General features: G+C 36.7%; 9 protein-coding genes and 3 pseudogenes. 8 read left to right on the forward strand and 4 right to left on the reverse strand.

The window, feature by feature from the left end; translation table 11 throughout:
- Positions 1-111, reverse strand: a pseudogene (locus tag HYG88_RS14615) (IS4 family transposase); the annotation flags it as partial.
- Positions 112-165: 54 nt separating this feature from the next.
- On the opposite strand from HYG88_RS14615, the gene HYG88_RS14620 reads away from it, so the two are divergent.
- The 6 genes from HYG88_RS14620 (at position 166) to HYG88_RS14645 (ending at position 7,647) form a co-directional block, all read left to right on the forward strand.
- Positions 166-2,274 carry a hypothetical protein gene (locus HYG88_RS14620; protein WP_178883349.1) on the forward strand — a complete coding sequence of 703 codons (2,109 nt, stop codon included), beginning with the start codon at positions 166-168 and terminating at the stop codon, positions 2,272-2,274.
- Positions 2,275-2,334: 60 nt separating this feature from the next.
- Positions 2,335-5,256, forward strand: coding sequence for a hypothetical protein (locus HYG88_RS14625; protein ID WP_178883350.1), 2,922 nt, complete (start codon positions 2,335-2,337; stop codon positions 5,254-5,256).
- A gap of 67 nt (positions 5,257-5,323) precedes the next feature.
- A complete protein-coding gene (locus HYG88_RS14630; protein WP_178883351.1) occupies positions 5,324-5,980 on the forward strand; it encodes a HEPN domain-containing protein in 657 nt (218 codons plus the stop codon).
- Between the two features lie 102 nt (positions 5,981-6,082).
- Positions 6,083-6,619: a hypothetical protein gene (locus HYG88_RS14635; protein ID WP_178883352.1), complete on the forward strand. Its 537-nt coding sequence runs from the start codon at positions 6,083-6,085 to the stop codon at positions 6,617-6,619.
- A gap of 20 nt (positions 6,620-6,639) precedes the next feature.
- Positions 6,640-7,077: a hypothetical protein gene (locus tag HYG88_RS14640; protein ID WP_178883353.1), complete on the forward strand. Its 438-nt coding sequence runs from the start codon at positions 6,640-6,642 to the stop codon at positions 7,075-7,077.
- A gap of 84 nt (positions 7,078-7,161) precedes the next feature.
- Entirely contained in the window at positions 7,162-7,647 is a 486-nt protein-coding gene (locus HYG88_RS14645; RefSeq protein ID WP_178883354.1) for a hypothetical protein, read from the forward strand.
- A gap of 42 nt (positions 7,648-7,689) precedes the next feature.
- Here HYG88_RS14645 and HYG88_RS14650 read toward each other — a convergent pair whose 3' ends face one another.
- On the reverse strand, positions 7,690-8,292 hold the full coding sequence (locus HYG88_RS14650) for a hypothetical protein (RefSeq protein ID WP_256731799.1): 603 nt from the start codon (positions 8,290-8,292) through the stop codon (positions 7,690-7,692).
- Between the two features lie 54 nt (positions 8,293-8,346).
- On the reverse strand, positions 8,347-8,934 hold the full coding sequence (locus HYG88_RS14655; protein ID WP_178883356.1) for a DUF805 domain-containing protein: 588 nt from the start codon (positions 8,932-8,934) through the stop codon (positions 8,347-8,349).
- A 313-nt stretch (positions 8,935-9,247) separates the two neighbouring features.
- Between HYG88_RS14655 and HYG88_RS14660 the strand changes: the two genes are divergently transcribed.
- A complete protein-coding gene (locus HYG88_RS14660; protein WP_178883357.1) occupies positions 9,248-10,816 on the forward strand; it encodes a type I restriction-modification system subunit M in 1,569 nt (522 codons plus the stop codon).
- Positions 10,816-11,076 (forward strand): annotated as a pseudogene (locus HYG88_RS14665) (hypothetical protein); the annotation flags it as partial. The gene HYG88_RS14660 and the pseudogene HYG88_RS14665, both read left to right, overlap by 1 nt.
- 8 nt (positions 11,077-11,084) lie before the next feature.
- Here HYG88_RS14665 and HYG88_RS14670 read toward each other — a convergent pair.
- A pseudogene (locus HYG88_RS14670) lies at positions 11,085-11,194 on the reverse strand (IS701 family transposase); the annotation flags it as partial.

Here is an 11,194-nt window from a genome sequence, read left to right on the forward strand (position 1 = left end):
ACCAACCCAAATACGTCGTTTACGACATTCTGTTTGACCAACTTGAAGATGACGAAATAAATCACTAATTTTATGATTCTTAGCTAAGTGATTGGTCACAATAAAGTTTTTTTAACACGTATACAGAGAAGTAGGTTAATATATAAACCATTAGATTTTGCTAGATTGGAAGATCAAATAGATGTGCTTAAAGCATGGAAAAATATTGATTATTTTTCTGTTCGCTTACCTGTCATAGATGCTCCAGTTTTTACTGATAACCATAAAGGTCTATGGGAATTTTACGCTCCACAATCACAACAACATCAATTTAATAAAGTTCAGTCCGAAACCTCTGTACGTGGTCGAAATCCTGCTTTGGATATTCAACATGCACCCGTTGCAATTGACTTTGGTACAAGTAGTACGGTGGTTGCCATTCGTCAAAATGGACGAGATGAATTATTGCGTATTGGAATACAGGAAAAAGACTTAAATAAAGCGATTAGCGCAGAGCAATTTGAAAACCCAACGATTTTAGAGTTTTTAAACCTTAATGAATTTCAAACCTCATGGCAAAGTGAAGCCTATCGTCCTTTGGTCAATTGGGATCATGTACATTGTTCGCATGAAGCCAAAGCCAGCTTAAATAATAATAAGGAAGCAGATAGCAAGGTTATTTCAAGTATATTCCCACGTTTAAAACAATGGGCATTGCGTGATGCTCAACAAACCAAAGTTGTGATTACTGACCAACAAGGCACAGAATATACAATTCAACCATTAACGGAATATCACCCTGTTAAAGGGCAAGCGATTCAAATCAATCAAAACTACCCTGAACTTGATCCAATTGAACTCTATGCTTGGTTTTTGGGTATGAATATCAATTGGCGAGGACGTGGCATATTCCTTGATTATTACATGACGTTTCCAGTCGCATATCCAATTGAAGTAAAAAATAAAATTCTTGCTTCTTTTCGCCGTGGTTTAATGCGGAGCTTGCCAGAATCTTTAATTGCGGATGAACAGTTTAACCAATTTAGTGTTCGGGAATGGGCTTCTGAACCTGCCGCCTATGCAGCCGCAGCTTTGGAAAAACTCAATATTGAACCGACTGAACAAGGCGTTGCCTATGCAGTATTTGATTTCGGTGGGGGTACAACCGATTTTGATTATGGTATTTATCGAGAACCAAATGAACAGGAAGAAGATTTATACGATCATGTGATTGAACACTTTGGCGCATCGGGTGACAAATTTTTAGGCGGTGAAAACTTACTGGAAAATCTTGCTTATCTCGTCTTTAAAGATAATCAGGACATTTGCCGTAAGCAAAAAGTGAGTTTTACTAAGCCATTAGATGCCGAAAAATTTATAGGTCATGAACAACTGATTGATGATAGTCAAATGGCGTATACCAACACGTCTTTATTAATGGCAGCATTACGTCCATTTTTGGAAAAAGGGCAATTTGCGGATGGTTTTGCAGGAGCTTTGGATATTAAGTTGCTCAACCGACAAAATGAGGTTGTCAATTGTCAATTTACGGTCAAACAAGATGAATTATTATCTTATCTAAAATGCCGTATCTATCAAGGCTTCGTTAATTTCTTTGTAGAGCTAAAACAGGCATTTACAACACAGCATCAAGCTTTGCCTAAAATCATTCATATTTTACTGGCAGGAAATGCTAGTCGTTCCAAATTGGTGAAAGAATTATTAGTGGGTATTGAAAAAAAAGATCAAAACCAAACCACACTATTAAATCTAAGCACAATTTTTGGTCAGGATATTCCTGAATTTAAAATTCATTATCCACTAGATGCCGACCTTAAACATCATGATGTCATTACTGCAAAAACAGGTGTGGCATTGGGTTTATTACGCCTTTGCCCTGGAGAGGGCTTAAAAGTCATTAACCATGCCAAAACAAATGATGATGCAAATAGTCCATTCCAGTTTTATGTTGGTCGTCAAAAACGTGGGGTATTTGAAGTCATGATAAAACGTGGCGATGCGTACCATCAATGGCAGCAGATTGGTGCTGTGAGTGAAGATGGGATTTTCCTATTACTTTATAGTTCTTTGGCTCAAGCCTTAACGGATGAAGGAATGAAACGGGGAGCAACAGGTCTATTTGATCAGCGTATCCGTTTTGCTGGCAACACTGCAGGGCAAAAAGTTTTCGCTCGTATTCTCGCTCCAAGTGAGATTGAATTGTGTTCAGCAACTGATCTGGACGACATACAAGTAACGGGTGGTAATAATTTACAGCAAATTAAATTGTCATAGGGACATAACCTGTCCCAACCAAACATCAAAATTGAGAAATAGTTAAATCGGGGAACATAAATGAGTCAAAGTTTTGAAACTTTTGTACCAACTTTAAAACATCAAAAGCTGCTTGCTACAGCAGAAGCAATCGCACTTGAAAAGGATAAAGTAGAAGATGCGAAAACGCTAAAACAAGCGACTGATACAGCCGTAGAATATTTTGAGAAATATCGTTATTGGTGGATTAATGAAGGGGAAATGATTTTTGATCGAGAAACAGGTTTGTTATGGCAGGGGCAGCCGAGTAATCTGAGATATTATTATAGTTATCAACAGCAAGCGAATCAAGATTTAGCACCTTTAAAATTAGGTGGGTTAAATGATTGGCGTGTGCCTTTAGATGGTGAACTATGGAAAATTATTGAACCTAAAAACTTTCCACTAAAAAGAGGTAGTAATTTACGCTTAGATGACTATTGTTATTTTCTCACTCAAGATAATTATACATTGAATCTTGACTCAACATCTAAACGTAATGATTGTTACAATAATTCTAGAGTTTTAGCTGTAAATTCATTTTTTAAACAAAAGCCAACAACGAGTATTGCACTAAAAAATTTTTCTGATAAAAAATGGAAAATTCGTCCTCATTTTATTACTGTGCCACAGGTTGATATAGACCAATGCGTTGCTGAATCTAAATTAAGCCATGATATTTACCAAACATTTATAAATAATAAGGACTATTGGTTAAAAAATCCTTTTGCAATACCAACAGGTAATTATCCAAAACTGAGAAATTTTTTAACCACTTATATGGATAAACCACTTAAAGATTTTTATAAAAATTTAGAGTATTTGGAAAAACTGCCTAAAAAGAAATACGACTATAAACCACAAGTTGATCCAATTGCAGTCTGGCAAAGTATTGACTATATCAGCACACGCTTACCAAAAATTGACGCTCTAAAATTTACTGATGTTGAACAAGGCATGTGGGAATTTTTTGTTCCTAAAGCTTTACAGGGTAAATATACAAAAGTTCAATCCAAACAATTCTGCCGTGATCGTAACCCTGTTTTGGATATTCGGGAAGCCAATGTCGCAATTGATTTTGGTACAAGTAGTACGGTGGTTGCCATTCGTAAAAATGGTAAAGATGAATTATTGCGTATTGGGATGCAGGAAAAAGATTTTGCCAAAGATGCCATTACTGATCAACAATATGAAAACCCGACTGTTTTAGAATTTCTGGATTTACAAAACTTTCTGAAAGAATGGCAGAGTGAAAGTTATCGTCCATTGGTAAATTGGGACAATATTCATTGTTCACATGAGGCAAGAGCGGCACTACGCAACAATAATAGTAATACCAAAGTAGTGAGTAGTATTTTTGCTCGCTTAAAACAATGGGCATTGCGGAATGAACAAACAGCGAAAGTTCGTTTACGTGACCAACAAGACTATGAATATCAACTACAACCTTTAACTGAATATAATCCTGTCAAAGGTCAGCCAATTCAAATCGGTAAAGATTACCCACAACTTGACCCAATCGAAGTCTATGCATGGTTTTTGGGAATGACCATTAACTGGCGAGAAAGAGGTATCTTCCTCAATTATTACTTAACATTCCCTGTTAAATATTCCAATGAGGTGAAAGCCCGAATATTGGCAGCATTTCGCCGAGGACTACAACGTAGTTTGCCTGAATCATTGATTTATGATGAACGCTTTAATGATTTTAGCGTAGAGGAGTTGGCTTCTGAACCTGCTGCATTTGCTGCTGCGGCATTAGAGCGTCTGGAAATTGAACCTGATGATGGTGGTGTTTCTTATGCTGTATTTGACTTCGGTGGTGGTACAACCGATTTTGACTATGGTTTCTATCGTAATCCAAATGACGAAGAACATGATGAGGGATGGGATTATGTGATTGAACATTTTGGTTCATCAGGTGATCAATTTTTAGGTGGTGAAAATTTACTGGAAAACTTGGCGTATTTGGTATTTCAAGCGAATAGCAGCGAGTGTAATAAAAATAAAATTGCATTTACCAAACCATTGGATGCAGAAAATTTTGCAGGTTCAGAACTACTCATTGCACAAACACAGGCTGCCTATACCAATACTACGCTGATGATGTCTAAATTAAGACCATTATGGGAAGCTGGAAAAAGCCTTGATTCAGAGGGAGAAGAAAAATTTTTATTGATTGATAAAGATGGTCAAACTGTACAGTGTGCTATTAATATTAAAGAAAAAGAATTAATTACCTTTTTGGAAAATCGTATTCGTCAGGGTTTAAAAGATTTCTTTATTGCCATGAATGTTGCCTTTAAACAACAGCATCAAAAGTTACCTGAATTGATTCATATTCTTTTAGCTGGAAATTCAAGTCGATCACGAATTGTGTTAGGGCTACTTGGGCGTTTAGATGATGAGAAATCTAAAGCCTTACATCAATTGTTATTGACAGATTTAGCAGAGATTTTTGAGGATTTGCCTGATCTTGAAATTCATTTACCTTTAGATGCTGATCCTAAAAACGCGTATGCACCAACCGCTAAAACAGGGGTAGCGTTGGGGTTGTTACGTTTATGCCCTGGGGAAACACTAAAAGTCGTCAACCATGCTGCGGAGGATAATACCGATAGTCCATTCCAATATTTTATTGGTGCATTTAGACGAGATACTTTGCAAGTGGCAATTCATCGTGGACAGACTTATCAGGAGTGGGCGGAACTCGGTAAGCCCCTCAATGGTGTGTTGGTTATGGGCTATACAACTTCATCTAGTGCAGCACTTGAAAATCAGGTTAAACGTGGTGATAAAGGTGTGTTTGAACAAAACTTACGATTATCGGGTAATATCCAAGGTCATAAGGTATTTGCTAAAGTACTTTCACCAAATGAAATTGAAATCTGTACGGCGCAGAGTTTGGATGATGTTCATCGCCAGCAAACCAATAATAACCGTATTATTCAATTAAGCATTTAATTCAGTGGATTGAGGTTGTTTATTTTAGGGTAAGCAACCTATTTAGTTTTTTAGATTGGGAAGAAAAATGCTTTCGGATATCCAGCAAACCTTTAAACAAAACCGTGAAAATTTTAATGAGGATTTTCGTTTACGGATTCATCGCTCACTAAGCTGGTTACAACGAGCTGAACAAGCTCAGCAAGAGCAGGACTTAGACTCAAAATTTATTTATCTATGGATTAGTTTTAATGCTGCTTATGCCAAAGATTTGGGAGCTGGTTTAAGAAGTGCTGATAAGGGGGCATTTGTACAATTTATTTATCGTATCTGTCACTTAGATAAAGAACAAAAAATTTATTATACAGTGTGGAATACATTTTCAGGCAGTATCCGTATTTTGCTGAATAACCAATTTACCTTTCAGCCTTTTTGGGATTATCACAATGGTTTAATTACTGAACAAGATTGGATAGCTAGTTTTGAGAAAAATAGAAAAAAGGCACTGGAGGCTTTAACACAAAAAGATACACCTGAAATTTTAATTGCAGTGTTTAATCATCTCTATACTTTACGCAATCAGATTATGCATGGCGGTGCAACGTTTAACAGTACTGTTAATCGTAGTCAGCTAAAAGATGCTTGTAATATTTTATCTACGTTGATTCCTGAAATGCTTAAAGTGATGCTACAAAATCCAGATGATAAAACATGGGGAAAACCATTTTATCCAGTCGTAAAATAATTGATAAAAAGAAAATTTTATAAGGACAGGGACACAACCTGTCCATTCTATACCCAATACTAAAGCCTTACCAAAAAGATAATTCAACAAGGGGTTTATTCAATGAAATTATCAAAATCTATTTTACTGGCAAGTTTACTTGCTACAACTACATCTGTTTTTGCAGATGACTTTATTTCCGCAAATGGGGTAAAGCTTACAGTGGGTGATTCATTAAAAACGGTTACAAGCAAACTGGGCAAACCCACAGAAAAAAATTCTGACTTCGTTATCTGGAAGCTAAAAAATGGCAATAAGATCGCAGCTCGTTTTGATCAATATGGCTTAAGTAATGCAACATTAAGTGGAAACGTGCCTACTGATTATTTATATACAGATGGTATTAAGATTTTCCTTAATAAAGAAAGCATTAGCACCATTGAAAAAAAGCTTAAATACGGTTGCTACCATGAGGGCTGGGGTGAGGGTGCAATTGCAGACTATGTGGTGAGAAGTGGTCCAGAGGGTTCAATCAATCTGATCTTTAATACTTGGGGTGGGGACATAACCACCAAGCAATTAAAAAGCCAGAAAGTATCAGCGCTTAGCTTGGGTGATGATGAACCATTTGGTGAACAAAAATATTGCCACGATCAATAAGAAACTTAAAGGGCTCTAAAATGAAAAAATTAATCATCGGACTTGCCGTTGCTGCCTGTAGCCATTCATTATTCGCAGCTTGCCCAAGTCAGACCAAAACGATCTTCATGTGTACAACGACCAATAACAAAGTGATTCAGGTCTGTGATGCAGGCAATACGATTAGTTATTCATTTGGTAAGGCAAACGCTACACCAGAGTTGGCGATTACAGTTCCTCGCAATAAAGTCACCACCTATCAATGGCAGGGCATTGGTCGCTATGAAAATTATGCGATTAATATTCCGAATGGAAAAACCATATATCGGGTCAATGAAAGTCTGGATAAAATGTCTCAGCAATATACGGCTGGCGTTGAAGTCTCCAATAATGACAAATTACTTGCCACAGTGGAATGTGCTGCCAATAAAAAAATAACCAGTAAAATTCAGGGCATCAAACTTCGTCCTGAAATGTAATTCTAATTTTATCTTTATATAGGTTCTTATTTCATTTTCTCGGAATAAGAACCCTAATTCTTTTTAAAAATAAAAGGTTATTCAATGAGATTATACTATCTTATCGGGAGTCTGTTGCTTATCGCTGGGTGTCAGGATGCCTCAAACAATAAGCCCAATGTAGATTCCACTGAAAAGGCTGAAATGATTCAGGAAACACAGCCTGCTAATGATACCAATGATCAATATAGTGCAGACGGCTTAACCCGCTATGAAAATGAAAGTGTAGAGGAAATGGAAGCACCTCAAATTCCCGAAGAAGCGCCTGTGCGAATCGACTTACAATTAAACCCTGCATGGGCTGAATATGGCTTAGGTATGATTGATGTTCAATCGACAACAGATCAAGTGGTGATTGAAAAAGTGATTCTCAATCGGGGACAGTGTAGTGCAATTGATAATTCAATTAAAATGCCTGTCACTTTAAGCTTTGGTCATACCTATCGAGGCTATATCAATAACTGTAACTTGGATAAAATCATTGAAATTCAAATTAATACAAATTTAGGTAACTGGACATTTAAAAGATAATAAAAGAGAAAATGTCAATATTGGCATTTCCTCTTTTTAAAATTATGGATTAGCAAGTAAAGCTAGTTTCTTGCCAACCAGTGCGTAAGATTGAGTATTCACAATTGATGGGCAGCAAGATGGATCATCATCTGCGTATTCGTGATTTTCAATCGTAATAATTCCATCTTTACTGATGTTGGTGACTTTAGCGTCCAAACCCAGATTTAGATCGGTAATAAAATTGATCTGGTCTTGTTGATCGGTGGTAAAAATAAAAATTTCATAGGTCATAGTTGTCGAATGGCAGTTTGTTTCCTCACAGAAACTCGCCTCAACAACGTAATCAGTCTTTCCATCCTGATTAAGATCGGACTTAATAATATTTTTTGCGTTTAATGCATATTTAAAATAATCGTCATCTGTAGCAGAACGTCTGGATTCTTCATTTAAGAATTTAATCGATTCAGCAACTTTATTATCAACCAAAGTTTCAATGCCTTGAAGAGTAGGCTTATTTTGAACAGCCTTTTCTTCAGTTTGAGCTTTAACTGATTGTTCAGATTTCTCATTTTCAGCGTGTGGCAGAAATTTTTTAATGTTGTCACATGCAGTTAATAGAGTTGCACTACTGAGTAGCATAAGCGTAAAAATAAAGGGTTTCATATAGGATTCCATTAAAAAAGCCTACATAACTGGAAAATTATGTAGGCATAAAAGTTATAAAGTTGGTTCACCGTATTGATTATTATGGCTGTCTCCTGATTGCGCCCACCAAATAATTAAAGGAATGATTCCAATAATCGTGAGACTCATCAGATACCACCATCCAGAACGGTTTGTGTCATGTAGTCTACGAGCAGAAACGGCTAGAAAAGGAATAGTTAATGCTAGCGTTGTGATGGCATAAAATACAATCTCTGTTCCTAGAATTGCATCAATGATCATTGAAAGAATATTACAAATAACTAAGCCTAGATAAAAAAACCAAAACTCTTTAGGTCTTGCTCGACCATTAAAATTGGCATAGTTTTTTAGGCACTTCATAAACCAGTCAAAAAGATTAAAATTTTCTTCAGGTTTTTCTGAATAAGACGTGCTTAACGTGGAGGAGGTATTTATTCCTAAAGCTTTATATATAGCAATTGCTTGATTTAAATGATTAGTATCAAAATCGACTTTCATACCACGTTGTGGTAAAGCTGATTCTTTCCATTCGCTGCCTAAAAAATGATATCGAACAGCATCATCGCCTGAAATTACCCCAGTATTGGTTTGAATTGAAAAATCTAAAATTGTACCTTTCATATTTTGCTCCACGTTAAACAAGTCTGTTTTGTTGTTTTGTGAAGCTATATTGCAATGATTGATGGACAGGTGGTGTCCCTAAGCAATTATTTTATGAATAAGTATTTTTTAATGGTTAATTTTCTATCACATTGCAACTAAATCATGGTGGAAGATTGTAAATGGGTTGGATATTGATCAGATATGATGTTCAAAGAGAAAAACCAGAATAAGCACGACAAACTATGTCTTTTATCTTTCAAATGTAGCTGAAAAATAATTAAATTTCGGTAAACTATTCACGTTTTATACTTTTCTTTGGACTTCAATAACAATGACCCAAGTACAACTGCAACAGCTACAAAAACAACTATGGAATATTGCTAATACTTTACGTGGCAAAATGGGTGCAGATGAATTTCGAGACTATATTCTAGGGTTTATCTTCTTTAAATATTTATCTGAAAAAGCCGTGAACTTCGCCAATGAATTACTGGATGGTGAAGAGATTGGCTTTTTAGAACTTGATGAAAACAACGCTGAACATACACCGTATATCGAAGTAATTAAAAAGAATGCCATTGATGAAGTGGGCTATGCGTTGACACCAAAGCAACTATTCCACACGCTTGCAGAACGTGGTCGTCAAGGTCAGTTTATTCTTGATGATTTATCTGCCACGCTGAAAGCCATTGAACAAAGTACGTTGGGTTCTGACTCTGCCGATGATTTTGCCAACCTGTTTGAAGATCTCGATCTAAACTCGACTAAGCTCGGTAATACGGCGAGTGATCGTAATGAGCTTGTGGCAAAGGTTCTCAGTCATTTAGACGATATTGATTTTGATATTTCCAATACTGAATCGGATGTATTGGGTGATGCTTATGAATATCTGATTGGTGAGTTTGCGTCTGGAGCAGGTAAAAAAGCAGGGGAGTTTTATACACCACAAACCGTATCGACCTTACTGGCGAAGATTGTGACGCAAGGTAAAACTCGTTTACGTTCTGTTTATGACCCGACTTGTGGTTCAGGTTCGTTGTTGTTGCGTGTAAAGCGTGAAGTTCAAGACGTGGATATGATTTACGGTCAAGAGATGAACCGTACCACCTACAACTTGGCACGTATGAACATGATTTTGCATGATGTGCATTTTGCCAAGTTCGATATTAAGCAAGAAGATACCTTGATTCGTCCGCAGCATTTAAACAAACGTTTTGATGCGGTGGTGGCAAATCCGCCATTTTCGGCAAAATGGTCTGCTGATCCGTTATTTTTACAAGATGAGCGTTTTGCCGCTTATGGCAAACTTGCGCCAAGCTCTAAAGCGGATATGGCATTTGTTCAGCACATGCTACATCAATTGGATGAGCATGGCACAATGGCGGTGGTGCTTCCGCACGGTGTTTTGTTCCGTGGTTCGAGTGAAGGTGTAATTCGTCAATACTTAATTGAACAGCTCAATGTGATTGATACCATTATTGGTTTACCTGCCAATATTTTCTATGGCACGTCTATTCCGACCTGTATTTTGGTGCTGAAGAAAAACCGTGAGCATAAAGACAATATTCTGTTTATTGATGCCAGCAATGAGTTTGAGAAGCAGAAGAATCAAAATAAGTTATTACCTGAGCATTTGGACAATATTATTGGGGCATTTGAAAACCGTCAGAATATTGAAAAGTATGCGCATGTAGCGACTTTAAAAGAAGTGAAGGACAATGACTTTAACCTGAATATTCCACGTTATGTCGATACCTTTGAAGCTGAGGACGAGATTGATTTAGATGTGATTGCAAAACAGCTTCAAGCGTTGGAAGTTGAGAGCCAAAAGACCGATGCGGTGATTAGTGAGTTTTGCGCCGAGCTTGGGATTGCTTCGCCGTTTGCGGAGGTGAAGTAATGTCTGCGCCTAAGTTACGGTTTAAAGATTTTAATGGGGATTGGGTTTCAGCAAATATTCAATCTTTGGTAGACCAAAATATTTTGGATAAGCCAATGGATGGAAATCATGGAGAAATACATCCAACTTCTGCTGACTATGTTGAAAATGGCATTCCTTTTGTTATGGCAACAGATGTATTTGATGGCAAAGTACATTTGAATAAATCTAAGAAAATTACAAAAGAACAAGCAGATACTTTAAGAAAAGGATTAGGACTTACGCACTATTATTTATAGATTCTCTGTGGTAGGAGATGATTTTTATCGAGAATAAAGTCATCAATGAAGTCTTTGATGATTGGTCTAAATAATTTCTTCTGCCAACGATATACATTTT

This window comes from Acinetobacter sp. SwsAc4, assembly GCF_013391535.1.
Classification (GTDB): domain Bacteria; phylum Pseudomonadota; class Gammaproteobacteria; order Pseudomonadales; family Moraxellaceae; genus Acinetobacter.